21 protein-coding genes are annotated in these 24,869 nt (G+C 64.8%); 12 read left to right on the forward strand and 9 right to left on the reverse strand.

From position 1 onward, the window contains the following. Window positions 1–18: 18 nt before the first annotated feature. Window positions 19–3,972, reverse strand: a complete 3,954-nt coding sequence (locus tag ABZN20_RS16770) for an LAGLIDADG family homing endonuclease (protein ID WP_367026011.1) — start codon at window positions 3,970–3,972, stop codon at window positions 19–21. A 265-nt stretch (window positions 3,973–4,237) separates the two neighbouring features. Here ABZN20_RS16770 and glnL point away from each other — a divergent pair, with 265 nt between their 5' ends. From glnL to trmL, 4 genes are all read left to right on the forward strand, one after another. Beyond that, window positions 4,238–5,332, forward strand: a complete 1,095-nt coding sequence (gene glnL, locus ABZN20_RS16775) for a nitrogen regulation protein NR(II) (RefSeq protein WP_367026012.1) — start codon at window positions 4,238–4,240, stop codon at window positions 5,330–5,332. Next, window positions 5,298–6,710 carry a nitrogen regulation protein NR(I) gene (gene ntrC / locus ABZN20_RS16780; protein WP_367026013.1) on the forward strand — a complete coding sequence of 471 codons (1,413 nt, stop codon included), beginning with the start codon at window positions 5,298–5,300 and terminating at the stop codon, window positions 6,708–6,710. Before glnL ends, ntrC begins: the two co-directional genes overlap by 35 nt. Window positions 6,711–6,821: 111 nt before the next feature. Continuing rightward, window positions 6,822–9,332 (forward strand): glycogen/starch/alpha-glucan phosphorylase, encoded by a 2,511-nt coding sequence (locus tag ABZN20_RS16785; protein ID WP_367026014.1) that lies wholly within the window; start codon window positions 6,822–6,824, stop codon window positions 9,330–9,332. A 34-nt stretch (window positions 9,333–9,366) separates the two neighbouring features. Beyond that, window positions 9,367–9,846 carry a tRNA (uridine(34)/cytosine(34)/5-carboxymethylaminomethyluridine(34)-2'-O)-methyltransferase TrmL gene (gene trmL, locus ABZN20_RS16790; RefSeq protein ID WP_218808891.1) on the forward strand — a complete coding sequence of 160 codons (480 nt, stop codon included), beginning with the start codon at window positions 9,367–9,369 and terminating at the stop codon, window positions 9,844–9,846. Here the strand turns inward: trmL and ABZN20_RS16795 are convergent. The 3 genes from ABZN20_RS16795 to ABZN20_RS16805 are packed head-to-tail and all read right to left on the reverse strand — an operon-like array spanning window position 9,843 to window position 11,810. Beyond that, the gene (locus tag ABZN20_RS16795) at window positions 9,843–10,850 is read right to left on the reverse strand and encodes an NAD(P)H-dependent glycerol-3-phosphate dehydrogenase (RefSeq protein WP_218808892.1); all 1,008 of its coding nucleotides are present in this window, start codon (window positions 10,848–10,850) and stop codon (window positions 9,843–9,845) included. The genes trmL and ABZN20_RS16795 overlap by 4 nt on opposite strands. 17 nt (window positions 10,851–10,867) lie before the next feature. After that, the gene (secB, locus tag ABZN20_RS16800; protein ID WP_218808893.1) at window positions 10,868–11,335 is read right to left on the reverse strand and encodes a protein-export chaperone SecB; all 468 of its coding nucleotides are present in this window, start codon (window positions 11,333–11,335) and stop codon (window positions 10,868–10,870) included. Window positions 11,336–11,372: 37 nt separating this feature from the next. Then, window positions 11,373–11,810, reverse strand: coding sequence for a rhodanese-like domain-containing protein (locus ABZN20_RS16805; protein ID WP_218808894.1), 438 nt, complete (start codon window positions 11,808–11,810; stop codon window positions 11,373–11,375). A 130-nt stretch (window positions 11,811–11,940) separates the two neighbouring features. Here ABZN20_RS16805 and ABZN20_RS16810 point away from each other — a divergent pair, with 130 nt between their 5' ends. Beyond that, a complete protein-coding gene (locus ABZN20_RS16810; RefSeq protein WP_367025221.1) occupies window positions 11,941–13,170 on the forward strand; it encodes an ISAzo13 family transposase in 1,230 nt (409 codons plus the stop codon). 34 nt (window positions 13,171–13,204) lie between these two features. On the opposite strand, the gene ABZN20_RS16815 is transcribed toward ABZN20_RS16810, so the two are convergent. After that, window positions 13,205–13,507, reverse strand: a complete 303-nt coding sequence (locus ABZN20_RS16815) for an ArsR/SmtB family transcription factor (protein WP_218808895.1) — start codon at window positions 13,505–13,507, stop codon at window positions 13,205–13,207. A gap of 301 nt (window positions 13,508–13,808) precedes the next feature. On the opposite strand from ABZN20_RS16815, the gene ABZN20_RS16820 reads away from it, so the two are divergent. The 3 genes from ABZN20_RS16820 to ABZN20_RS16830 all read left to right on the forward strand — a co-directional run bounded on the left by ABZN20_RS16820 (window position 13,809) and on the right by ABZN20_RS16830 (window position 16,859). Beyond that, window positions 13,809–14,954, forward strand: coding sequence for a murein hydrolase activator EnvC family protein (locus ABZN20_RS16820; protein WP_218808896.1), 1,146 nt, complete (start codon window positions 13,809–13,811; stop codon window positions 14,952–14,954). 71 nt (window positions 14,955–15,025) lie between these two features. Further along, window positions 15,026–16,324 carry a S41 family peptidase gene (locus tag ABZN20_RS16825; protein WP_367026016.1) on the forward strand — a complete coding sequence of 433 codons (1,299 nt, stop codon included), beginning with the start codon at window positions 15,026–15,028 and terminating at the stop codon, window positions 16,322–16,324. 100 nt (window positions 16,325–16,424) lie between these two features. Further along, complete coding sequence (locus ABZN20_RS16830) at window positions 16,425–16,859, forward strand: Hsp20/alpha crystallin family protein (protein ID WP_218808897.1); 435 nt, start codon at window positions 16,425–16,427, stop codon at window positions 16,857–16,859. A 52-nt stretch (window positions 16,860–16,911) separates the two neighbouring features. On the opposite strand, the gene rapA is transcribed toward ABZN20_RS16830, so the two are convergent. Then, a complete protein-coding gene (gene rapA, locus ABZN20_RS16835) occupies window positions 16,912–19,761 on the reverse strand; it encodes an RNA polymerase-associated protein RapA (RefSeq protein ID WP_367026017.1) in 2,850 nt (949 codons plus the stop codon). Window positions 19,762–20,025: 264 nt separating this feature from the next. Between rapA and purE the strand changes: the two genes are divergently transcribed. Further along, the gene (gene purE / locus ABZN20_RS16840; protein ID WP_367026018.1) at window positions 20,026–20,514 is read left to right on the forward strand and encodes a 5-(carboxyamino)imidazole ribonucleotide mutase; all 489 of its coding nucleotides are present in this window, start codon (window positions 20,026–20,028) and stop codon (window positions 20,512–20,514) included. Then, window positions 20,514–21,644 carry a 5-(carboxyamino)imidazole ribonucleotide synthase gene (locus tag ABZN20_RS16845; RefSeq protein WP_218808900.1) on the forward strand — a complete coding sequence of 377 codons (1,131 nt, stop codon included), beginning with the start codon at window positions 20,514–20,516 and terminating at the stop codon, window positions 21,642–21,644. The genes purE and ABZN20_RS16845 overlap by 1 nt, the downstream gene beginning before the upstream one ends. A gap of 2 nt (window positions 21,645–21,646) precedes the next feature. Here ABZN20_RS16845 and ABZN20_RS16850 read toward each other — a convergent pair whose 3' ends face one another. The 3 genes from ABZN20_RS16850 to ABZN20_RS16860 are packed head-to-tail and all read right to left on the reverse strand — an operon-like array spanning window position 21,647 to window position 22,839. Beyond that, complete coding sequence (locus ABZN20_RS16850) at window positions 21,647–22,120, reverse strand: DUF1249 domain-containing protein (protein WP_367026019.1); 474 nt, start codon at window positions 22,118–22,120, stop codon at window positions 21,647–21,649. Beyond that, window positions 22,117–22,530: a 6-pyruvoyl trahydropterin synthase family protein gene (locus tag ABZN20_RS16855; RefSeq protein WP_367026020.1), complete on the reverse strand. Its 414-nt coding sequence runs from the start codon at window positions 22,528–22,530 to the stop codon at window positions 22,117–22,119. The genes ABZN20_RS16850 and ABZN20_RS16855 overlap by 4 nt, the downstream gene beginning before the upstream one ends. A 6-nt stretch (window positions 22,531–22,536) precedes the next feature. After that, window positions 22,537–22,839, reverse strand: coding sequence for a PilZ domain-containing protein (locus ABZN20_RS16860; protein WP_367026021.1), 303 nt, complete (start codon window positions 22,837–22,839; stop codon window positions 22,537–22,539). A 169-nt stretch (window positions 22,840–23,008) separates the two neighbouring features. Here ABZN20_RS16860 and ABZN20_RS16865 point away from each other — a divergent pair, with 169 nt between their 5' ends. Both ABZN20_RS16865 and ABZN20_RS16870 read left to right on the forward strand, forming a co-directional pair. Beyond that, window positions 23,009–24,025 (forward strand): tryptophan--tRNA ligase, encoded by a 1,017-nt coding sequence (locus ABZN20_RS16865; RefSeq protein ID WP_218808904.1) that lies wholly within the window; start codon window positions 23,009–23,011, stop codon window positions 24,023–24,025. A gap of 10 nt (window positions 24,026–24,035) precedes the next feature. Further along, the gene (locus ABZN20_RS16870; protein WP_218808905.1) at window positions 24,036–24,824 is read left to right on the forward strand and encodes an RMD1 family protein; all 789 of its coding nucleotides are present in this window, start codon (window positions 24,036–24,038) and stop codon (window positions 24,822–24,824) included. Window positions 24,825–24,869: the final 45 nt, after the last annotated feature.

Below are 24,869 nucleotides of genomic sequence, written 5' to 3' on the forward strand. Positions count from 1 at the left end.
TTTTCTGCAAGCGCCCAGTTACCCGCATCCGCCCAATGCCCCGCAAGCCGTGCAGAAATCGCAGCCGTCCCGGCGTATCACCGCATCGTTGCCGCATTCCGGGCAGCGGGCGCCTTTCAGGACGGGCGTTTTGGCCCGCCCGATCTCCGGGCCGGGGGTTTCGTAGTCCATCAGCCCCATGTCCTGCAGCGGCTGTCCTTCTTCGTCCAGGAGCCCCAGCATGGCGTAGCGGTGTATCGCCAGCCGCGCCATGTAGGCGACGGTCGAAGGATAGTTCCGCTGACGACCGCTGCCGGGGATTCGGGCCAGGAAATCGCCGCGCGGTTCCGGAAAGTCGAGCAATTGGCGCAGCTTCGCGCCGATCCAGGCGGGGTCGATGACGCGCATGTCGAAGGACAGGCTCTTGCACAGGCCGTCGAGTACTCGGGGGTACTCGCCGGACAGCCAGATGGAGTAGGGCCGCCGCTGGCCGTTGGGGAGGACCAGTTCCTTGAGGCCCATGACGAAGTCGTCGCCGGTGGCGACGTTGAGGATGTCGACGGTCCAGGACAGCGTGCCGTCGGGACCGGTCTTGGGTTCCTTGGGCGACATCAGGGCGTCCAGTACCGGGGTGTCGGTGAGCGTGTCGAAGGCGCCGAGTTCCGCGCAGCGGTAGTAGATCAGCCGGGCGAATCCCGCCACCAGGCTGGGGACGCGGACGGGCCGTCCGTCGGGCGGGAAGGGCAGTTCGAAACCGTCGTCTCCGTGCGCCTTCATCAGGCTCTCCAGCTTGGTCTTGAGCCAGCCGCGGTCGTTGGAGCGCATGTCCATCGACAGTGACTTGGCCAGGGCGCCGAGGCCACGCGGCTGTTCCGCGCCGTTGACCCACACCTCGAAGGGATGGCCGCCGTGGTCTTCGACATGGCCGATGAACACGGCGAACGATCCCAGGGGGTGGTCGATCAGATAGCTCCAGGCCGGATTGCCGCCCGCTGGCCGGGGCCGGCGGCGCCAGCGCAAGGAGGCCAGGGCCGGCGTGGGGACTTCGTCCAGGCGGAGCCTGCGGTCGGGGTCGGATTCGTCGAATTCGGGGCGCGATACGCCGGTTGCCGGTGCCGCTTCCAGGACCGCTCCCGTGACCGGGTTGGGGCGGTACGTGGCGAGGCCCTTGAGCCCGGCTTTCCAGGCTTCGAGATAGAGGTGCTGGAAATCCGCGTAAGGGTAGTCGGCGGGGACGTTGACCGTTTTGGAGATGGACGAGTCCACAAAAGGCTGGACCGCCGCGAGCATGCGCATGTGATCGAGCGCCGAAATGTCCAGCGCCGTGACGAATGCCGGCGGCAGGGGCTGGTCGCCCGCCGTCGCCCGATACAGCCGGTAGGCGTGGTCCTCGACCGGATATTCGCGGGTGGAACCGTCGGGTTCGCGTTTCTTGCGGACGTAGGTCCAGGCGTAAGGCGGCTCGATGCCGTTGCTGGCATTGTCGGCGAAGGCCAGCGAGATGGTGCCGGTCGGAGCGATGCTGAGCAGGTGGCTGTTGCGGATCCCTGATTCCCGGATCCGGGCGCGCAGTGGCTCGGGCAGGCCGGCGATGAAGGGCGATGCGAGATAGGGTTCGGCCTCGAAGCAGGGGAATGCGCCTTTCTCCAGCGCCAGCTCGGCCGAGGCGAGATAGGCCGCATCGCGCAGCGACCGGGCGATGCCGGCCGCCACGTCGCGCGCCTCGGCGCTGTCGTAGCGTACCCCCAGCATGGCGAGTGCATCCCCTAAGCCGGTGAAGCCCAGACCGATCCTGCGCTTGGCTTTCGCCTCTTCCCGTTGTCGCTCCAGCGGCCAGTAGGTCGCATCCAGGACGTTGTCCAGCATGCGCACGGCGATGGCGGCGACTTCGGCGAAGCGCTCGGCCTCGAAGGTGGCATCCGGTGTGAAAGGGTGGGCGACGAAGCGGGTCAGGTCCAGGCTGCCCAGGCAGCAGCAGCCGTAGGCGGGCAGGGGCTGCTCGGCGCAGTTGTGCACATACAGGCCGTTGGCGTCGAAAGCATGCATGTCAGCAACGGTGACGTCGTAGACCGCTTCCACGCCATCGTCTTCGAGCGCCTGTACGGTGGCGACGAAACGTTCCGCATTCGGTTTGCGTTGGTATCGCTGCATCAAAGCGGTCAGCCGATCCATCTTGTCGCTGTCTGCGAAGCCGATCAGCTCGGCATAACGCACGATGTTCTCGTTGCCGATGATGATTTCATGCAGCGCTTGGCAGGCATATTCCTTCGCGCCGCCCTTGCCGTCCGGCAGCACCTTCATCCCGCCAGGTCGGCGGTTCTGATAGATGGTGGCGGCGATGCCGAGGCGCAGCAGCATGCGTTGCATGGCTTGCAGGTTGCCGAGGTCGGTCTGCGTCAGGCGGATGCTGATACCTTTCTGCTGCGAGCCCTGCACCGAGCCGTCGGCATCGAACATGCCGCGCAGCACGCCGCGATAGAAGGCGGACGATGCGGTTTCCATCGCGGGGGTGAAGCGCTTGTTGCCGGGTGTCAGCCCCAGTTCCAGCGCCAGCGTGCGCAGGGCGCCGGTCGCCATGCGGTATTCACCGCGTCCCTCTATGGTCGTTTGCCAGCCATTGAAGTCGGCACGGTGCGGCAATCTGCGTGCGGCTTGTTCCGCGGCGCGCATGACACCGGCTACGCCGGAGGAGGGGACGCTCTCGCCGCCATTGGCGACCTTCAATGCGGTCGCATCCCAGACGCTCAACACGGCTTTGTTCTGCTTGAGTGTACCGTCGCCGATCAGCAATCCGATCAGGTAGCCTTCCGCTTCGGTATGCGCGCCATCCCAGGCGGGCAGGGCGCGATGGTCGTGCAGCACGATCTTGTCATGGGGGCGGAGTTCCCCAGCCTTCACCCATTCCGTTTCGCGCAGGTAGCGAGTCATTTTTGAAACGCGCAGCACGGGGTGGTCGTCGGTCAGGCGGAGGGCATGCCCTTCAGCAGTATTCAAGCGCAGTACCGGTTTATTGCCCGTGAAGAAGAAGCCCTGCGATTCGGTCGGATAGCATTTACCGTCTACGACAGCCTCGAAAGGTCGATCGATCAGGTCACGCACCTGCCGGGCGCCTTTGGCGGTCATCACCCAGGTGTCGGCCGTGACGCAAGGGTTGGTGGCTTCGATGCGTTCGCAATAGCCCAGGTTGTTTTCCCGGCTCATCCGGTCGATGAACAGCACGCCGGGTTCGGCGTGGTCGTAGGTCGAGCGCATGATGAGGTCCCACAGCTCGCGCGCCGGGACGCTGCGGTAAACCCATAGTCCATCCTCGCGCAGGTGGGCGCCTTCGCACTGCTGTTCGGGCGAGGGTTCGGCGCGGTGCGTCAGGTCCCAGAGGCCATCGGTTTCCACGGCCTGCATGAAGTGCTCGCTCAACGCGACCGAGAGATTGAAGTTGGTCAATTCGCCCGCGCGGTCCTTGGCGCGGACGAATTCGAAGATATCCGGGTGCTCGCAGCGCAGCATCCCCATCTGCGCGCCGCGGCGGGCACCGGCGGACTCCACCGTCTCGCAGGAGCGGTCGAAAACGCGCATGTACGACACCGGCCCGGAAGCCCGCGATTCCGTCGTGTGGACGCGCGCCCCTTTGGGGCGGATGGCCGAGAAATCGTAGCCCACGCCGCCGCCGCGCCGCATGGTTTCGGCGGCTTCCGCCAGGGCCGTGTAAATGCCCGGTCTGCCGTCCACTTCTTCCGAAACCGAATCGCCCACCGGCTGCACGAAGCAGTTGATCAGGGTCGCCTGCATACCGGTACCGGCCGCGGACATGATCCTGCCGGCAGGGATGAAGCCCGACTTGAGCGCCGACAGGAACCGAGGCCGCCATGCGTCCGGTGACTTCTCCGGAGCGGCGAGGGCTTCCGCTACTCGCGCGAAAATTTCCTCGGCGCTGGTTTCGCCGTGCTTGGCGTATTTCTCCAGCAAGACTTCGAGGGAAATGGGTTGGGGATCCACGGAAAAACTCCGGATTGCGGCGGAATGCCGGCATGGTAAGCGCGCCGGTCCGGTGCGGCAATGCAGGCAGGTCGCAATCAGGAAACAGGACGAATTCCCGGCGAGACGCGACAAGCCCCGGGGAATAGTGCACCATATCGGTGCGCCAAGTCGCGCATGTCGTGCACGCGACCCAGCCCAACCCTATGCGGGGCGCGGAAATGCGCGAAAAATCCGGCTCCGGCGAATCCTTTTGCATGGCGCATTACTTGCTGCGGGTCCTGGCATGACGGCATCGGACACCCTTTCCTTCTACCGGCGCATCCTCGACAACCTCGGGGACGGCGTGCTGCTGTTCGATAAAAAGCTGACCCTGACCTACATCAACATGCCCGGCGAAATGCTGCTCGCCGTAAGCGCCCGCCAGGTCCTGGGCGCGCGTGCGCGCCTGGTGCTGCCGTGCGGCGAACAGCCGATCGAGCCGGACTTGCGGCATGCCATGGAGACCGGCATCTCGCTGACCAAGCGCAACGTCACCCTGGTCCATCCCCTCCACGTGATCACGGTGAACCTGCACGTCACGCCGATGACCGAGGACGAGGCCACCGGGGTGCTGGTCCAGGTTCAGCAGGTGGACCGCCACCTCCGGATTTCCATGGAGGAGCAGTTGCTGGCGCAGCAGAATGCGGCCAGGTCGCTGCTACGGGGGCTGGCGCACGAGATCAAGAATCCGCTCGGGGGGCTGCGCGGCGCGGCGCAGCTCCTGGAGCAGGAGCTGCAGGACGAGCTGCGCGAATACACCCAGATCATCATCGAGGAATCCGACCGCCTGCAGTCCCTGCTGGACCGCATGCTCGGGCCGAACAAGCTGCCGCAGAAAACCTGGCTCAATATCCACCGGGTGCTGGACCGGGTGACCCAACTGGTGCAGGTGGAAGTGCCCGCCGGCGTCCGGATCGTCCGCGACTACGACCCGAGCATCCCGGAAATCTTCGGCGACGCCGATCAACTGATCCAGGCCATACTCAACATCGTGCGCAATGCCGCCCAGGCCTTGGGGATGCACGGCCGGATCGTCATCCGCACCCGCATCGACCGGCAGGTGACGATCGGCGAGCGGCGCCACCGCATGGCGGTGAAGGTCGACATCATCGACGACGGCCCCGGCATCAAGCCGGAACTCTTGAACCATATTTTCTATCCGATGGTCACCGGCCGGGCCGACGGCACCGGCCTGGGGCTGTCGATCGCGCAGGGCCTGATCAGCCAGCACGGCGGCCTGATCGAGTGCAGCAGCGTGCCCGGAAACACCGTTTTTTCCATATTTTTGCCTCTGGAGGAGGACCATGAAACGAGCGTTCCAGGTTTGGGTGGTCGATGACGACCGGTCTATCCGCTGGGTCTTGGAAAAGGCCCTGCAGAAGGCGTCGATACAGACCCGCGCCTTCTCCACCGCCAACAGCATGATGGAAGCGCTGAGCCGGGACCGGCCGGATGCGGTGCTCACCGATATCCGCATGCCGGGTCTGGACGGCATCGAGCTGCTGAAGCAACTGCAGGCCAAGTATCCCGACCTGCCGGTGGTGATCATGACCGCGCATTCCGACCTGGAGAGCGCGGTTTCCGCGTTCAGCGGCGGCGCGTTCGAGTACCTGCCGAAACCCTTCGACGTGGACGAGGCGGTGGACCTGGTCGCGCGCGCCTGTACCCATAGCCAGCGGGCTGCGACCGAGGAGGCGGCCGACAAGGGCTTGCCGGAAAAGACCCCGGAAATCATCGGAGAGGCGCCGGCGATGCAGGAGGTGTTCCGCGCCATCGCCCGGCTTGCGCGTTCGAACATCACCGTGCTGATCAACGGCGAGTCCGGGACCGGCAAGGAGCTGGTCGCCCGCGCCCTGCACCGCCACAGCCCGCGTGCGGACAAGCCGTTCATCGCGCTCAACATGGCCGCCATTCCGCGGGACCTGCTGGAGTCCGAGTTGTTCGGCCACGAGCGCGGCGCTTTCACCGGTGCCCAGGCCCGCCGCGCCGGACGTTTCGAACAGGCCGACGGCGGCACCCTGTTCCTGGACGAGATCGGCGACATGCCGGCGGAATTGCAGACCCGCCTGCTGCGCGTGCTGGCCGAAGGCGAGTTTTTCCCGGTCGGCGCCCACGCCCCGGTCAAGGTGGACGTGCGGATCATCGCGGCGACGCACCAGAACCTGGAGCAGTTGGTGGCCGAGGGGCGGTTCCGGGAGGATTTGTTCCACCGCCTCAACGTCATCCGCATCCACATTCCGCCGCTGCGGGAACGGCGCCAGGACATCATCCTGCTGCTCAAGCATTTCCTGAAGGAGGCCAGCCAGGAACTCAACGTCGAGACCAAGACCCTGCTGCCCGAAGTCGAGACCTACCTGTGCCGGCTGGACTGGCCGGGCAACGTCCGGCAACTGGAGAACACCTGCCGCTGGATCACGGTCATGGCGGCCGGCAAGGACGTGCACCTCGACGATCTGCCGCCGGAGCTGCTGAAGGCCCGGCCGGAGCCGGTCGCCGTCTCCAGCGAATGGCAGGACAGCTTCACCCAGTGGATCGATGCCCGCCTGCGGCGCGGCGACCGCAACGTGGCGAAGGAGGCCATCGATTCGGCCGAAGGCATCCTCATCAGCACCGCCTTGCAGTTCACCCGGGGCCGCCGTCAGGAGGCGGCCAAACTGCTGGGTTACGGCAGGAACACCTTGACGCGTAAAATAAGCGAGTTGAATCTCGACGTCTGAACGGCTGTAACCGGTCTCCCTCAGACTGTCGGCACCATCCACCGGACTTTCCCGCCCCGTTCAGCGGCCGGGAAAGTCCGCATCCAATCCTCACACGGGAGGTGACCGCTCATGCTCACGCGCAAGTTCAAGACCAGCAACCCGACCGCACTCCTGACCGAAATGCCCGGTCTGGGAATGAAGGCAAAAAACCTGAGCGCCGACATCCGCCGGCATTTCAACTGCACCCTGGGTCGGGACCGGAATTGCCGCTCGGTGCACTATGCGTACTCGGCGCTGGCGCTGACGGTGCGCGACCGCCTGATGGAGCGCTGGAAGAACACCGAATATGCCTACGACCGGGAGGATTGCCGCAGGACCTATTACCTCTCGCTGGAATTCCTGCTCGGCCGCGCCTTGAGCAACGCGATGCTTAACCTCGGTATCGAGGAGCCCATCCATCAGGCGCTCAACGAGCTGGGACTGGAGCTGGAGGAACTGGCGGATTCCGAGTTCGATGCCGGCCTGGGCAACGGCGGGCTCGGACGGCTCGCGGCCTGCTTCATCGACAGTTGCGCCACGCTGCAACTCCCGGTCATGGGTTACGGCATCCGTTATGAATACGGCATGTTCCGGCAACTGGTGATCAACGGCTACCAGGTCGAGGAACCGGACCACTGGTTGCGGAACGGCCACGTATGGGAGCAGGAGCGCCCGGAGCTGACGGTGCGGGTCAAATTCGGCGGCCGGACCGAATTGTCGAACGATGCTTCGCGCCCCGGCCAGGTGGTCTGGCTCGACACCGACGACGTGCTGGCCGTGCCTTTCGATCTCCCGGTGCCGGGGTACCGGAACGGCACGGTCAATACCCTGAGGCTGTGGAAATCCGCCGCCACCGACGAGTTCAAGCTGGGCGAATTCAACGCCGGCGACTACGCCGAATCGGTCCGGGCCAAGAACCTGGCGGAAAACATCTCGATGGTGCTGTATCCGAACGACGCCAGCGAGAACGGCAAGGAACTGCGGCTGCGCCAGCAGTATTTCCTGGCCTCGGCCAGCCTGCAGGACGTCATGCGCCGGTGGGTGGCGGACCACGGCGAGGATTTCTCGGAATTCGCCGCGAAGAACTGCTTCCAGCTCAACGATACCCACCCGACCATCGCGGTGGCCGAGCTGATGCGCCTCTTCATCGACGAGCACGGCCTGGCCTGGAACGATGCCTGGGCCATCACCAGCCGCACCATGGCCTACACCAACCATACCCTGCTGCCCGAGGCACTGGAAAAATGGCCGGTGCGGCTGTTCCGGCAGATGCTGCCGCGGCTGCTGGAAATCATCTTCGAGATCAACGCGCGCTTCCTGGGCGAGGTCGCGGCGCGCTGGCCCGGCGACGTCGACCGGCTGGCGCGGATGTCGTTGATCGAAGAGGGCTACGAACAGCAGGTGCGGATGGCCTATCTCGCCATCGTCGGCAGCTTCTCGGTCAACGGCGTCGCGGCCCTGCATTCCGATCTGCTGAAGGAAGGCATGTTCAGGGATTTCCACGAGCTGTGGCCGGAGCGCTTCAACAACAAGACCAACGGCATCACCCCCCGGCGCTGGCTGGCCGCCTGCAATCCGGCGCTGGCCGGACTCATCACCGAGGCCATCGGCGACAAGTGGACCGCCGATCTGACCCGTCTGACCGATCTCCGTCCGTTCGCCGAGGATGCGGCGTTCCGGGAACGGTGGATGGCGATCAAGCGGCGCAACAAGGAGAAGCTGCTCGACTTCAAGAACCGCGAGCTGGGGTTGAATCTGGTGAATCCCGACCTGATGTTCGACATCCAGGTCAAGCGCATCCACGAATACAAGCGCCAACTGCTCAACGTGCTGCACGTGATCCACCTGTTCGACCGGATCAAGCGGGGCGATGTCCAGGACTGGACGCCCCGCTGTGTCCTGTTCGGCGGCAAGGCGGCGCCGGGCTACGTGATGGCGAAGCGCATCATCAAGCTCATCAACAACGTGGCCGGAACGATCAACGGCGATCCCGAAATGAGCGACCGCCTGAGCGTGGTATTCCTGCCGAACTACCGGGTCACTGCCATGGAGGTGATCTGTCCCGGCACCGATCTGTCGGAGCAGATTTCCACGGCGGGCAAGGAGGCTTCGGGCACCGGCAACATGAAGTTCATGATGAACGGTGCCCTGACGATCGGAACGCTGGACGGCGCCAACATCGAGATCCGGGAGGAGGTGGGTGAGGAAAACTTCTTCCTGTTCGGCTTGACCGCCGAGGAAGTCGAACGTCGCCGCGGCAGCTACGACCCCGGCGCCATCATCGAGGCCAATGAAGACTTGAAGCGGGTCATGGGTCTCCTGGAAGGCGGGTTTTTCAACCGCTTCGAGCCCGGCATCTTCGATCCCATCGTCGAATCGATCCGCAGCTCCCACGACCCCTGGATGACGGCCGCCGACTTTCCCGGCTACGTCGAGGCGCAGAAGGCCGCCGCCGCCGCGTTCAGCGACAAGGAGCGCTGGGCCCGGATGAGCATCCTGAACACCGCTGCCAGCGGCAAGTTCTCCACCGACCGCACCATCGCCGAGTACAACCGCGACATCTGGAAGCTGACTCCCATACCGGCCCTCCCGGTGAAGTGACGCTCGAGCCCCGTCCTGAGCACAGTCGAAGGAGATGTTTCACATCGTGCTGTACGAGCCGGAGATTCCGCCGAATACCGGCAACGTCATCCGGCTCTGCGCCAACACCGGCGCCCGCCTGCACCTCATCGAGCCGCTGGGGTTCGAGATGGACGATGCGCGTCTGCGCCGGGCGGGGCTGGATTACCGGGAATGGGCCGAGGTGGCCCGGCATCGGGACTGGGACGGCTTCGTGGCGGCGGTCGCGCCGGAGCGGATGTTTGCGCTGACCACCAAGGGCGAGGTAGACCATGCCGACGTGGCTTACCGGCCCGGCGATGTCTTCCTGTTCGGCCCGGAGTCGCGCGGCCTGCCGGCGGCGATGCTCGCCCGGTTCGACCCCGGCCGGCGGATCCGGCTGCCGATGCGGCCGGGCTCGCGCAGCCTGAACCTGTCCAACGCCGTCGCCGTGGTGTGTTTCGAAGCCTGGCGTCAATGCGGCTTCGAGGGCGCGGCGCCCGCCTCAGGCCGCTAGCAGCCCCACTCCGGCTTGGGTTCCCGCAGCAGCAGATTGCGCACCGCTTCCTCCGGCGGCAGGCCTTCGTACAGCACGCGGTAGGTCTGGGCGGTGATCGGCATGTCCACGCCCTTCCTGCCGGCGAGTTCGTGGATCAGCCGGGCCGCCAGGATGCCTTCGATTTCCTGACCGATCTCCGCGTGGATTTCCTCGCGCGGCTTGCCTTTGCCCACCCCCAGGCCGAAGCGGCGATTGCGGCTCTGGTTGTCGGTGGCCGTGAGCACCAGGTCGCCGACCCCGGCCAGGCCCATGAGCGTTTCGCTCCTGGCGCCCAGGGCGAGGCTCAGCCGCATCATCTCGGCCAGCCCTCGGGTGATGAGGGCGGCCCGGGCGTTGGCGCCGAACCCCAAGCCGTCGGAAATGCCGGCGGCGATCGCCAGCACGTTCTTGCAGGCGCCGCCCAACTGGGCGCCGATGATGTCGTCGGTGGTATAGGCGCGGAAATAGGCGTTGTGCAGCCAGGAGACGATCTTGGCGCCGAAGGCTTCACTGCTGGCGCCGACGGTGATGGCGCTGGGCAGCTCCGCGACCACTTCGGCGGCAAAGGTCGGTCCCGACAGCACGGCGAGCTCCCGCTCCGGGCCGAGGATTTCGCGGGCGGTTTCGTGCAGCAGGCAGCCGCGGGTGCGGTCCAGCCCCTTGGTGGCCCACATGAGACCGGCTCCCGCCTGCAGATGGGGCTGGCACCGCTCGAGGGTGTCGCGGAAGGCATGGCTGGGGACGGCGACGAGCACGGCGTCGCTGGCCTTGGCGACCGCCTCGGCCAGGTCCGGCGTCACCGCCAGGGTTTCGGGGAATGCGGCATGGGGCAGATAGCGCGTGTTGCGGCGCTCTGCCGCCATTTCTTCGGCGTGTTCCCGACGGTGGCTCCACAACAGGGTGGGAACGCCGTTCCTCGCGACGAGCAGGGCCAGCGCCGTTCCCCAGGAGCCGGCGCCGAGAACGGTGATGCGGGGCGTCATGCGCGCAACTACCGGCTTCAGTGCGGCGTGGCCTGCTGGGCCTGCTGCTGCGCCATCTGGACCTGCTGCATGTACAGCGCGTCGAAATTGATCGGCGCCAGCAGCAGCGGCGGGAAGCCGCCTTTGTTCACGAGGTCGGAGACCGCCTCGCGGACATAGGGGAACAGGATGTTGGGGCAATAGCTGCCGAGCAAGGGGCCCATTTCCTGTTCCGGAAAACCGCTGATCGTGAAAATGCCGGCCTGGCAGATTTCGACCAGGTAGGCGGTCTTCTCTTCCAGCTTCACGGTGATCGTGACCGAGAGGCTGACTTCGAACAGGCCCTCCTGGAGTTGCTGGACCTTGGAGCCGAGGTTGAACTCGACTTTCGGTTCCCAGGTCTGGGTGAATATGCCGGGCGAGTTGGGGGTCTCGAAGGAAACATCCTTGACGTAAAGCTTCTGGATGGCGAACTGTCTTTCGGGCTGTTGGTTTTCTTCGCTCATGGTTTTGGCAATGGCCGAGTGGTGAAAGGATGAGGTATCAGGACTTCTTGCGTTTCTTGGTCACGGGATAATGGGCGTCTCCCCAGGCCGCCATGCCTCCGCGCATCTCGTAGACCCGGCTGAAGCCTTGTTTGGTCAGGGTCTTGCAGGCAGAGGGCGAACGGCTGCCCTGCTGGCAGGTGACGATGACCGGTGTGTCCTTGTGCCGGGCGATTTCGGAGGCGCGCTCTTCGAGCTTTCCCAAGGGGATGTGGTAGGCGCCCTCGATGTGGCCTTCGGCGAACTCCGCCGGCTCGCGGACGTCGACCACCAGAGCCTCTTCCGTATTCATGAGCTGCACGGCGCCGGCCGGAGTCAGCACCTTGTGCTTGCGGAACAGCGATTCCAGGAGGTCTTGCATCAGCAGGACGGTGACGACGAGCAGGGCGCTGGCCATCATCCAGTGATTGCCGAGAAATTCGAGCAACCGGGTCATTTCTTCCTCACTTTCTAGAATTGGGATTCGTTGGTCTTGTTCCGGCGAAAAAACCGCCGGCTGTTCTGGCGTCTTAGGAGCCTAGCAGAAATAACTTGAACAGTGAGCGGTCTGTGCCTACGCTTTGTGCATGGACGCCACCAAGGTGATTGAGGAAAAATTTCTGGCGCTTTCCGGCCGTCTGGACGAAGCAACGCTGCGGTTGTGGGCAGCGGTTGAGGCGCTTACCCTCGGCCATGGGGGCGTCAGTACCGTAGCGAGCGCGGTGGGTTTGTCGCGCACGACGATCTATGCCGGTCTGCGCGAGCTCGCTATGGCGCCATCCGGTGGCGAGCCAGTCACGGCGAGGATGGGCCGTGTTCGGGCCAAGGGTGGTGGGCGCAAGAAGCTGACGGCCAAAGACCCAACGCTGTTGCGCGACCTGGATGCGTTGGTCGAACCGACGACGCGTGGGGACCCGCAGTCGCCGTTGCGTTGGACCTGCAAGAGTACGCCGCGTTTGGCCAAGGAATTGGTGGCCCAAGGTCATCAGGTGAGCCAGCGCACCGTGTGTGATTTGCTGGCGCAGTTGGACTACAGTCTGCAAGCGACCCGGAAGATTCACGAAGGGGGTCAGCAGGCCGATCGTGATGCGCAGTTCAGCCACATTGCCGCGACGGCGGCGCAGTATCAGGCGGCGGGCGATCCGGTGGTCTCGGTTGATACCAAAAAGAAAGAACTGGTCGGGGACTTCAAGAATGGCGGGCGCGAATGGCAGCCGAAAGGTCGTCCGGAGGGCGTACGCGTCTACGACTTCATCGATCCGCAACTGGGTAAAGTCGCGCCCTATGGCGTGTATGACGTGGGCGCCAACCAGGGCTGGGTCAGTGTTGGGATCACCCACGACACGGCGGCATTTGCGGTTGAGAGTATCCGCCGGTGGTGGCGCGAGATGGGCCAGCCACTCTATCCGGCCGCGCGTCGCCTGCTGATCACCGCCGACTGCGGCGGCAGTAACGGCTATCGTGTGCGGCTCTGGAAGGTTGAGCTGCAGCAACTGGCCGACGAACTGGGGATGGTGATCCAGGTCTGTCACTTTCCGCCCGGCACTAGCAAGTGGAACAAAATCGAGCACCGGATGTTCTGTCACATCACCCAGAACTGGCGTGGTCGTCCTTTGGTCAGTCGGGAGGTTGTCGTGAACCTGATTGGCAACACGACGACCACCGAAGGGCTGCGCATCCAGGCACAACTCGACGACCGGGATTATCCGGCAGGAGTTAAAGTCTCCGACCAGGAACTCGCGGAACTGGCCATTGAACGCGACGAGTTCCATGGCGAGTGGAACTATCGGCTCAAGCCTCGCGATCTCGGCGGCTAAAAGGCTATTGTTCAAGTTATTTCTGCTAGGTTACTTAGTGTTTGCAGAATACTTCCTTGATCATGCGGACGAGCTGCAGCATCCTTTCGTCTTCCACGAAGTAGTAGACCTTGTTGGCGTCCCGGTGGAAATTCAGGATGCCCTTGTCCCGCAGGATGGCGAGGTGCTGAGAGACATTGCTCTGCGTCGTCCCGACTTGTTCCACCAGGTCCTGGACGCTGATGCGCCCCGTGCTCAAGGTGCATAGAATCTTGAGCCGCAAGGGATGCGCCATGGCCTTCAGGCTGTGGGCGGCGAGGCGGATCTCCGATTCGTCGGTGATGAGGTCAGTTTGCATGTTATTCGCACCCGAGTGGCATGTTTCCCGGCCATCTGCATATGGACAGGCACGACGCAACCCCAAAAATTGGTTAGACTAATGTCTCTAGTTTCGTACGCATCCCGCATTCTATCAGGCTATCGGGCCAGACTTCGTCCGCGGCGGTCGTCCAATCGGAAAATTATACGTTGAACCGGCGCCCCCGTGTGCCTGCCAGTGATCTTTCGACGTGAAAGCCGCCTCGCGAAGGTCTTGTTTTTTCTCTCGAGCCAGCGCCGGTCCGGCGGGCGCTGCCGGGGCCGAATGGGACCCGTTCGGGATGCTGCGGCCTGTGAAGGCGTTCGTCTTCTCCGGATTCCTGATGTTGTCGGCGCCCTGGCAGGCGATTCCTGCCGACGACGGCGACGCCGCCGAGCGGCTGAAGGCGGTACGCGACCGGATCGAGTCCGCGGAGAAGGAGCTGGAAACGATCGAAGCCCGCCAGGGCAGCGTTTCCGCCGAGTTGAGGCGGGTCGAGGAGCGTTATGGCGATCTGGTACACACGCTCCGGCTGCTGGAGGACAAGACTGCCGTTCAGTCCAGGCGCGCGGCGGAGTCGAACCGCCGTCTCGCCGAGTTGCAGCAGGCGGTGCTCAAGCAGCACAAGGCGCTGGCCTCGCTGGCCCGGTCCGCCTACGCGCTCGGCGATCGGCAATGGCTCAAGCTCGTGCTGAACATCGATGAGCCGGGGCGGCTCGCCCGCATGATGGCGTACCACGGTTACCTGAACCGTGACCGTTACGCCCGTCTCGAGGCACTGCAAAAGGACGTCGCCCAGGTCCGGGCGCTGCAGGACGAGGCGGCGGCCGATGCCGGCCGTCTCGAGGCGCTGCGGGAACGCGTCGAGCATGAAAAGGTCGAACTGGATGAAACCCGGCGGGAGCGGCTCGATGTGCTGGCCCGGCTTCGCCAGGAGCGCCAGGGAAAGGATGCCGAACTGGCCCGGCTCAAGGAAAGCGAGCATCGGCTGGAAGCTCTGGTATCCTCCCTGCGCGAAATCGTCATGGGTTTCACCGCTTCGCTCGCCGCGCCGCGATCCTTCGCGCTGCGCAAGGGGCAATTGAGCTGGCCGGCGGCGGGGGAGCGGGCGGAGCAATTCGGCGGCCAGCGGATGTCGGGGCGCTGGGACGGCGTGGTGATCCGGGCGCCGGAGGGCGCGCCGGTCAAGGCGGTTTCGGAAGGGCGGGTGGTTTTTTCCGATTGGCTTCGCGGCTACGGTTTGCTTACCATCGTCGATCACGGTGACGGCTACATGAGCTTGTACGCATTCAATCAGAGCGTTTACAAGAACGTCGGCGACTGGGTGGACTCCGGAGAGGTCATCGCCAGTGTCGGTTCCAGCGGCGGACAACCGGAGCCGGGCCTGTATTTCGGCATCCGGGAGAAGGGCCAGCCCATGGATCCGTCGCAGTGGTGCAAGGATTGAGCGGCGCCGGGGATGTGGTTTGTGGCGGTATTTATTGCGGAATCTTTGAATATAGGGTGAAAGTGACGGGCATGCGTGCGCTCAAGATTGGTTTGTTACTCGGTGTGGTGTCGGCGGCAAGTTGGGCGGAGGATAAACAGACCCCCGCGGGGGCGGTCAATATCCCGTTCGAAGGGTTGAAGACATTTTCAGAAGTCTACGGTCGCATCCAGCAGGATTACGTGGAGCCGGTACCGGACGACAAACTGCTGGAAGACGCCATCCGGGGGATGCTGTCGGGCCTCGATCCGCACTCCACCTACCTGGACCAGGAGCAGTACAACGAACTGAAGGTCGGTACCACCGGCCAGTTCGGCGGGCTGGGCATCGAAGTCGGGATGGAGAACGGCTTCGTCAAAGTGATCGCACCGATCGACGACACGCCGGCGTTCCATGCGGGCATCAAGGCGGGCGACCTGATCATCCGCCTGGACGACAAGCCGGTGAAAGGCATGTCCCTCAACGATGCGGTCAAGATGATGCGCGGCGAACCGGGCAGCCCGATCGTGCTGACCGTGGTCCGCGAAGGCGTCGAGCAGCCGCTCAAGATCACCATCACCCGCGACATCATCAAGATCAAGAGCGTCAAGAGCCGGATACTCGAAGACGGCTACGGCTATCTGCGCATCACCAGTTTCCAGTCCAAGACCGGGGACAACATGGTCGAGGCCATCGACGAGATGAAGAAGAAGGGCGCCCTGAAAGGCCTCGTCCTCGACCTGCGCAACAATCCGGGCGGTGTGCTCAACGCCGCCGTGGCGGTCAGCGACGCCTTCCTCGAAAGCGGCCTGATCGTCTACACCGATGGCCGGGTGGAGGACGCCAAGATGCGCTTCTCCGCCACGCCCAACGACATCATCGGCGGCGCGCCCATCGTGGTGTTGATCAACGGCGGTTCGGCCTCGGCCTCGGAGATCGTCGCGGGCGCGCTGCAGGACCACAAGCGGGCGGTCATCATGGGCGAGAAGACCTTCGGCAAGGGCTCGGTGCAGACCATCCTCCCGACCAGCAACGGCGGCGCGGTCAAGCTCACCACGGCGCGCTACTACACGCCGTCGGGGCGTTCGATCCAGGCCGAGGGCATCACGCCGGACGTGTCGATTTCCCGGATCAAGCTGGAAATGGCGGCGAAGTCGGAGTTCGCCCCCATCAAGGAGGCCGATCTCACCGGCCATCTGAGCAACGACAAAGCCAAGAAAGGTGGCGATGCGAAGGACAAGGACTCGGAAAAGCTCGACGAGGCGCTCGCCCTGCAGGATTATCCGCTGAACGAAGCGCTCAATCTGCTCAAGGGCATCAACATCGTGCACAAGAACGGCTTCAAGAACTGATCACGACGGCGTTTCCGGCAAAGCGCCCGATATCTCCCATTGAAATCGGCGGGGCAGCGCGCCATAACGCAGACAGGCCAAACCAGACAGGAGATGCGCCATGACAATCAGCCGCAATGAGCCGTGGAGTTTGTTGAATCAACTGCAGCGGGAGCTGGAGCGTTCCTTCGAGGGACGTCCGGGTCCGGACTCCGCTGCGACGGCCGAATGGACGCCGGCCGTGGACATCAAGGAGGAAGCCGATCGTTACGTCCTCCTCGCCGATCTTCCCGGCGTCAGCACGGAGAACATCGATGTGTCGATGGAGCAGGGCGTTCTGACGCTGCGCGGCGAGCGGAATACCGAAGCCCGTACGGAGCGTTCCGGCTACAAGCGCATCGAGCGGGTCTACGGCAGCTTCTACCGCCGGTTTTCGCTGCCGGATACCGCCGACGCCGACGGCATATCCGCGCGCTACAACAACGGCGTGCTGGAGATCGTGATTCCCAAGAAAGCGGCGATTCAGCCGCGGCGAATCGTCGTGAGCGCCGATTGACGCCAGGCGGCGGGTGGAAAAAGGGGAGCCTCGCTTCCCTTTTTCATGGGCGCTACACGGTGATGAGGAGCCGGACCGCATCGAGCCGCAGCTGCGCGGCCTGAAGGTATTCGTGCATCTCGACGGCATCGTCCTTGAGCCTGTCCAGCTCCTCCTGGCGGACGCTGGGGTTGATGCTCCGGAGCGCGGCCAGCCGCTTGAGTTCGTCCCCCATCTCATCGAGCATGCGCCGGCTGCTCTCGGCCACGACTTCAGGAAGGAGAGCCCTTGTCCGGGCTTCGGCCAGGGCCAGTAGCTTTTCCAGATTCGGTTTCTGGCTCCGCACGAACGCGCGGACCTTCTCGGGCTCGAAGGCGTGGGGACGCTCGTGGAATTCCGCCGCCGCGATCCGGCCGAGGTCCTGGCCGCGATGGTCGAGCAGCGTGCGCATCAGCGTCGTCGGAAGGAATCGGAAGAGTTGCAGTCGGCGCGGTGCCGTGCATTCGATCCGGTGGAAGGTTTCCAGCAGCATCTGGCCGGGGGCGAGTGCGGGGTGCGATACGAAGCCGAGCGAAGCGCTGCCGTGCTCGCCGTTCAGGATCAGGTCCATGGCGCCCCGCACCAGCGGGTGTTCCCAGCTCAGGAACAGCATGTCTTCGCGCGCCAGTGCGACGTCCCGGCTGAGGGTGACGGTGACGCCGTCTTCCGGCAGCTCCGGGAACTTGGGGACCCGCAGGTGTTCGCCGGGACGGAGGATGTAACAGTCGGTGGAATGCTCCTCGACGACGACGCCGTAGGCGTCGCACACCGTTTCCAGCCAGGGCCACAAGGCGGCGTCCCGGTCCCAGGCGCCGACGGCTTCGACCAGGCGGTTGGCCGGCCCCGGCCGGCAGGAGTTGAGTTCCAGCAAGCGGTCCCGGCCGGCGTGGAGTTCGGCTTCTATGGTTTCGGCCAGTTTCCGGGTATTCCGGATCAGGGCTTCGCCCGCGGCGGCGTCCAGTGCCAGCAGGACTCGCCCGAGCTCGTCGCCGATCCGGGCGAACACCGCGGCCCCGGCCGCGGCGGGGCGATGGAAGGCGTCCAGGCCTTCGTGGTACCAGCGGAACAGGATTTCCTGGGCCGTGTCCTCGAAATAGGGCACATGGATGTCGATGCTGTGGCGCTGGCCGATACGGTCCAGGCGGCCGATCCGCTGCTCCAGCAGGTTCGGGTCCAGGGGCAGATCGAACAGCACGAGATGGTGGGCGAACTGGAAATTTCGCCCTTCGCTGCCGATCTCCGAGCAGACGAGCACCTGGGCGCCTTCCTCCTCCTCCGCGAACCATGCCGCGGCGCGGTCGCGGGCGATGATCGACATGTCCTCGTGGAACACCGCGGCGCGGACGCCGCCCAGCGTTCTCAGGGCGTTTTCCAGGTCCACCGCCGTCTGCTGCCGATGGCAGATGACCAGAAGCTTCGAGCGCGACGGCTTGAGGCGCTGGACGGTGTCGAGCAGCCAGTGCACGCGCGGATCGTGGCGCCACCACTCCGGGTCCGCGCCGGACGATTCTGGCCACAACCGAGCTTCGATAGACTCCGTCCGCGACCGGTAATGTTCCGGCGGGGGGAGGGGGCGGCCGTGCAGCAGGCGGGAAGGGAAGCCGTGGACGGTGTTTCGGGTGTTGCGGAACAGCACGCGGCCGGTGCCGTGGCGGTCCAGCAGGAGCTGGATCAGTGCATCGCGGGCCGCCGCGGCGTGCTCCGGGTCGTCCAGGTCTCCCACCAGCGCATCGGCGCGGTCGTGGCGCAAGAAACGCTGCAGTTGTCCGAAGGTCTCGGCATCGAGCCGGGGGCTGTCGAGCAGCTTGTTGATGACCTCGGCCAGCGCCGTGTATTCCTGCTCCTCCTGCCGGAACTGCTCGAAATCGAAGAAACGGTCCGGATCGAGCAGCCGCAGACGGGCGAAGTGGCCGAGCTTGCCGAGCTGTTCCGGCGTGGCGGTCAAGAGCAGCAGGCCGGGCGTGCGCCGGGCCAGCGTTTCGACGAAGGCATAGGCGGGGCTCGGCCCTTCCGGCGTCCACTCCAGATGATGGGCCTCGTCGATGACGATCATGTCCCAGGCGACGTCCAGCACGTAGCGGTGGCGCTCGGGGTCTTTGAGGATGAAATCGAGGCTGCTCAGGGCTAGGTTCACGTCGGTGAACGGGCTGCCTTCTTCGGCGGCGTCCTCGTAGGCGTCGTCGCCGATCAGGCTGAAACGCAGGTTGAACCGCCGCAGCATCTCCACCAGCCACTGGTGAAGCAGCATGTTTGGCACCAGGATCAGCACTTTTTCGGTCCGTCCCGTGAGGAGGCGGTGGTGGACGATCAGGCCGGCCTCGATGGTCTTGCCGAGGCCGACTTCGTCCGCCAGCAGCACCCGCGGCGCATGCCGGGATGCGACTTCGTGGGCGATGTAGAGCTGGTGGGGAATCGGGCTGGTGCGGGCGCCGACGAGGCCCAGCACCGGGGACTGCTCGAGACGCGCGAGCTTTTCGCCGGTTTCGATGCGCAGGCGGAACACGTCGCCGGGATCGATCTGGCCAGAGAACAGCCGGTCCTGCGGCTTGTTGAACTGGAGAAACGGGTTGAGCTCGATCTCTTCCAGCGCACGCCGCCTTCCGTCCGCGTCCTTGCCGACATAGACCAGCAGGCCGTCCTTCTCCTCGACTTCGTCGACCCGCATCGACCAGCCGTCCACGCTTTCCACCCGGTCGCCGGACGCGAACCGGACCCGCGTCAGCGGAGCATTGCCGACGGCGTAGATTCGCCGTTCGCCGCTGGCGATGAACGAGACGGTGATCCTGTTGTACTCGACGCCGAGCACGGTGCCGAGCCCCAATTCCGGCTCCGTGTCGCTGATCCAGCGTTGTCCGGAACGGAGTGTGTGAAGGGGTTCAGGCATAAAGGGATCGCCGTCCAGAGGGTTTCGGAACAAAAACATGGAATTTTACCAGATCACGACGGACCGGATCGTTCGGGTCTTCCCGGCCGGCATCACCGGATTCTTGCCCGGGAAGGGCGTCAGAAAAGGAGATCGGCCGCGATCCGATTCGGCGGATATTTACGGCGACGGGATCGTTCCTGGGCGAGGATCGTGACGGCATTTGGGAGGTGTCGATGCTGTGGGGTATCATAGGAACTTTTTTCAACGGCAACGAGTACCCTAATGGTTCAGGTCGGTATCGTGATGGGGAGTACCAGCGACTGGGAGGTCATGCAGCACGCTGTCCGCAAGCTCGAGGAGTTCGGCATCCCGTGCGAGGCCAAAGTGGTGTCAGCCCATCGAACACCGGACCTGTTGTTCGACTATGCCGAGCGCGCGCGAGCGCGCGGCATCAAGTGCATCATCGCCGGCGCGGGCGGAGCGGCGCATCTGCCCGGGATGATGGCGGCCAAGACCACCGTGCCGGTGCTGGGAGTGCCGGTGCCCAGCAGGCATCTCGGCGGACAGGATTCGCTGTATTCGATCGTGCAGATGCCCAAGGGCGTGCCCGTGGCGACGTTCGCCATCGGGGAGGCGGGAGCGGTCAACGCCGCGCTGTTCGCGGTGGCCCTGCTGGCGAACGGCGACCCGGCCCTGCAGCTTCGTCTCGACGAGTTCCGCCGGCATCAGACCGAATCCGTGTTGGCGGCGCAATTGCCGGAGGCGCGCTGATGGCGCACATCCTGCCGCCCGCGATGCTCGGGATTCTCGGCGGCGGCCAGTTGGGGCGCATGTTCACGATGGCCGCCCGTTCCATGGGCTACCGGGTGACCGTGCTGGACCCCGATGTCCAGAGCCCCGCGGGAATGGTGGCGGATCGCCATATCCGCGCCGGCTACGATGACGAGGGCGCGCTCGAGGAGCTCGCGTCGGGCTGCGCGGCGGTGACCACCGAATTCGAGAACGTTCCCGCCGACAGCCTGCGATTCCTGGAGTCCAGGACGCGGGTTTCGCCTTCCTCGGCCTGCGTGGCCATCGCCCAGGACCGGATCGCCGAAAAACGCTATATCGCGGGCGCCGGTCTGGCCGTGGCGCCGTTTAAGGCGGTGGAAGCCGCGCAAGACCTGTCCGGCGACCTCGGCCCGCTGCTGCCGGGGATTCTCAAGACGGCGCGCTTCGGTTACGACGGCAAGGGGCAGGCGCGGGTCGCTACCCCGGAGGAGGTCCGCGGCGCCTTCGAAGCGTTCGGCTGCCGCCCCTGCGTGCTGGAGAAGAGGCTGGACCTCCAGACCGAAATCTCCGTGATCGTGGCTCGGACTTCGGCGGATCTCGTCAGAACCTTCCCCGTCGCGGAAAACCGGCACGAGGCGGGCATCCTCGACATCAGCATCGTGCCGGCGCGGGTGGCGCCCGACGTTGCCGCACGGGCTTGCGAGATGGCCTGTGCCCTGGCGGAGGCGATGGACTACGTCGGCGTGCTGGCGGTGGAGTTTTTCGTGCTGCGGGACGGCGGCGTAGTCATCAACGAAATCGCGCCGCGGCCCCACAACAGCGGCCATTACACCCTCGACGCCTGCGCCGTGAGCCAGTTCGGGCAGCAGGTCCGCACCCTGTGCGGGCTCCCTCCCGCGGACACGCGCCTGCTCAGCCCCGTCGTCATGGTGAACCTCTTGGGAGACATCTGGCGCGACGACGAACCGGCCTGGGACCTGGTTCTGAGCGAGCCCGCCGCGCTGCTGCATCTCTACGGCAAGGCCAGTGCCAGGGCGGGAAGGAAGATGGGCCATTTCAACGTGCTGGCCGAAACCGCCGACGCGGCCCTGGAGAAGGCGGAGGCGCTCAAGCGCGCCCTGCGGCGTTGAAGTTAGGCCGGCGCCGAACTGTCCATCCAAGGGTACAGGTCGGCCGGGCCGGCCGACAGCCGGTAGCGGCTGTCGACGCAGTAATCCAGCCAGCGTGCCAGGAAATAGTTCAACGACCATTTGTAGTCCAGCACCCGCTGCGGCGTCGCTTCGTCCCGCAGGGCGTCGCGCACCTCGGGGCGGCAGTGGTCGCTGAGCACTTCGACGGAACGGGCGTCGAGATAGACCCGGATCCTGACGGCGGGCTTGCGCAGCTCTTCCATGGCGCGGTCGAATGCATGCGTCAGCTCCAGCGTCAGGGTATAGGGGGACCGCTCGAGCAGGCGGATGTGCAAGGTGGGTTTGCCGTGCACCGATGCCTTCAGAACCGGCCGGATCTGATCGAGATCCGGCACCAGCGCCACCAGCCGTTCGTAATTCGCCTCGCACAGCTTTGCCAGCCAGTAGGAGCGGTTGCGGGGCAGGAACCGGCTCACGGCTGGCCCTCCTCGCGGTAGCTTGCGCAGGCGCTCGAAGTTTCCCAGAGGGTGACGCTCTGCACCGCGAATCCTTTCTGCCGCAAATCCCGGTAGATCATTTCCGCCAGGGCTTCCGCCGTGGGATGCTGCTCGAGCACGAGGACCCGCTCGCCGGCCTGCCGCAGCAAGGGCAGCAAAGGATCGTCCCGGTGCAGCAGCAGGTTGTGGTCGAGCTGGGTATCGATGAAGGCATGGGCGGCGGCCGAGATGTCCGCGAAATCGCAAACTATGCCCTGGGAGTCCAGGTCCGCGGCGGACACGGTGATGGCCGCCCGAACGCTGTGGCCGTGCAGATGGCGGCACTTGCCGGCATGGTGCATCAGGCGGTGGCCGTAGCAGAAAAAAACCTCTTTGGTGACGCTGTACATGCGGGTTTATTCGCTCTTGATTCCCTTGATGGCGCCGGCCACATGGTTGAAACCGGGCTCCGGCGCCGGGGTGCAGCGCACCACTTCGATGTTGGCCGTCAGGGGAGGGGCGAGCCGGTTGTCCGGCTCGATGCGGATTTCCAGGGCGCGGCCCGGCTCGATGATTTCATCGGTCCGGAACAGGATGCCGGAGCCGCTGATGTTGACGCAGACACCGGCGCGTTCCTCGTCCTCTCCCGCGATCCTGTATTTGATCGGATAGCTGACTGGTACGCGTCGAGAGCGGCGTCTCTCGATGAAATCCGGCATAGGCTCGCCCCCTCATGATTGTCTCGGGGGCGTATTCTAAACGAATGGTGCGCGGTATGGGGGTTTTGAGCCTCGGACGATTGTGGCGGCGCCGGGGGATTTGTGTCATAGTGCCGCCCGCGCCGGCCGGCGCGCCGTTTCCTGCCGTCTTTTTCACCACTTCGTCCGTATGAGCACCAAATCAGTCGTCCTGACCGGCATCACCACCACCGGGACTCCCCATCTCGGCAATTACGTCGGCGCCATCCGGCCCGCGATCGAGGCGAGCCGGGACCAGAGCGTGCAGCCCTATTATTTTCTGGCCGATTATCACGCCTTGATCAAATGCCACGATCCGGAGCGGGTGCGGCAATCGACGCTGGAGATCGCCGCGAGCTGGCTGGCCCTGGGGCTGGATACCCAGAACGCCGTGTTCTACCGCCAGTCGGACGTTCCGGAAATCGTCGAACTGACCTGGATGCTGACCTGTGTGACCGCCAAGGGCCTGATGAACCGTGCCCATGCCTACAAGGCCGCGGTTCAGGCCAACCAGGAGGCCGATGAGGCCGATCCCGACAAGGGCGTCACCATGGGACTTTTCAACTATCCCGTGCTCATGGCGGCGGACATCCTCATGTTCAATGCCCACAAGGTGCCGGTAGGCCGGGACCAGGTGCAGCACATCGAGATGGCCCGTGACATCGGCCAGCGCTTCAACCACATCTTCGGCGAGCATTTCGTGCTGCCGGAGGCCGTGGTCAGCGAGGAAACCGCGGTGCTCCAGGGTCTGGACGGCCGCAAGATGAGCAAGAGCTACGACAACACCATTCCGCTGTTCGCGCCGGAAAAGCAGTTGCGCAAGCTCATCATGAAAATCAAGACCAACTCCCAGCTTCCGGGCGAACCCAAGGATCCCGCCGGTTGTACGCTGTTCTCGATCTACCAGGCCTTTGCCACCAAGCACGAGGTCGAGGAGGCCAGGCGCTGGTACGCCGAGGGCATCGGCTGGGGCGAGATGAAGAACAAGCTGTACGAATACTTGAACGATCACCTCGCAACGGCCCGCGAGCGTTACGAAGCGCTGATCCAGGAGCCGGAACGGATCGAACAGGAACTCCGGGCCGGTGCGGCCAAGGCGCGGGCCCATGCCGTCCCCTTCATGCAGCGGATCCGGGAATCGGTGGGCATCCGGCCGCTGGCACGCTGATTTTCCCGCCATGGCCGCCGGCACCGAACGGGTGATCCGTACCCGTGCCTGGTTTCTCGGCAGCCGCATCGACTACCGCGAGATCGAACGGGGCGGAGCGGTCGCGCTGGGGCCCCTGACTCTGGTGGTCGGACGCGAAGGTTACCGGATCACGTTCCGGTTCGGCGTCGTCGTCCTGGTCGGTCTCAGCGCCGAGCAGGAAGCGGAGGTCCTCCAGGGTCTGCGTCCGACCGTCCACAACCCTTTGCCGGAACCGGAGCTGGAGGAGGTCGACCTCCTGATCCACCCGGAACTGCCGGAGCGGCTGGACAGCGAAGGCCGCCTGGTCCTGCGCGAGGCGTCGGTCGCCCGCCTGCAGGTCGTCGCCCACGTGCTGGCCAAGAGCTGCGTCCTGTCCTACTACGAGCGCAACGTGGCGGAAGAGTTCGACCGCATCGAACAGATCGCCCAGCGCCTGACCCGCGCCGCCGGACCGCCGCGGGGCAAGCGGGAAATCCTCAACGAAATCGGCAAGGCCCTCTCCATCATGGGGCGCATGGTGGGGCGGGTCGAGGTCGCTGAAAAGCCGGAGATCGTCTGGGACGATCCCCAGCTCGACCAGCTTTACGAGCGACTGGCGACCGAATACGAACTGCGCGACCGGGACCGGGCGCTGTCGCGCAAGCTCGAACTCATCTCGCGTACCGCGGAGACCTATCTGGACCTGGTAAACCACCGCCAGGCGTTGCGGGTCGAGTGGTACATCGTCATCCTGATCTTCGTGGAGATTGCGCTGAGCTTGTACGAAAAGCTGAGCTGACCGGATCAGCCGGCCTTCCCGCAGAGACAAAGGGGTCAAGGACAA

This window comes from Methylococcus sp. ANG (assembly GCF_040730495.1).
Taxonomy (GTDB): domain Bacteria; phylum Pseudomonadota; class Gammaproteobacteria; order Methylococcales; family Methylococcaceae; genus Methylococcus.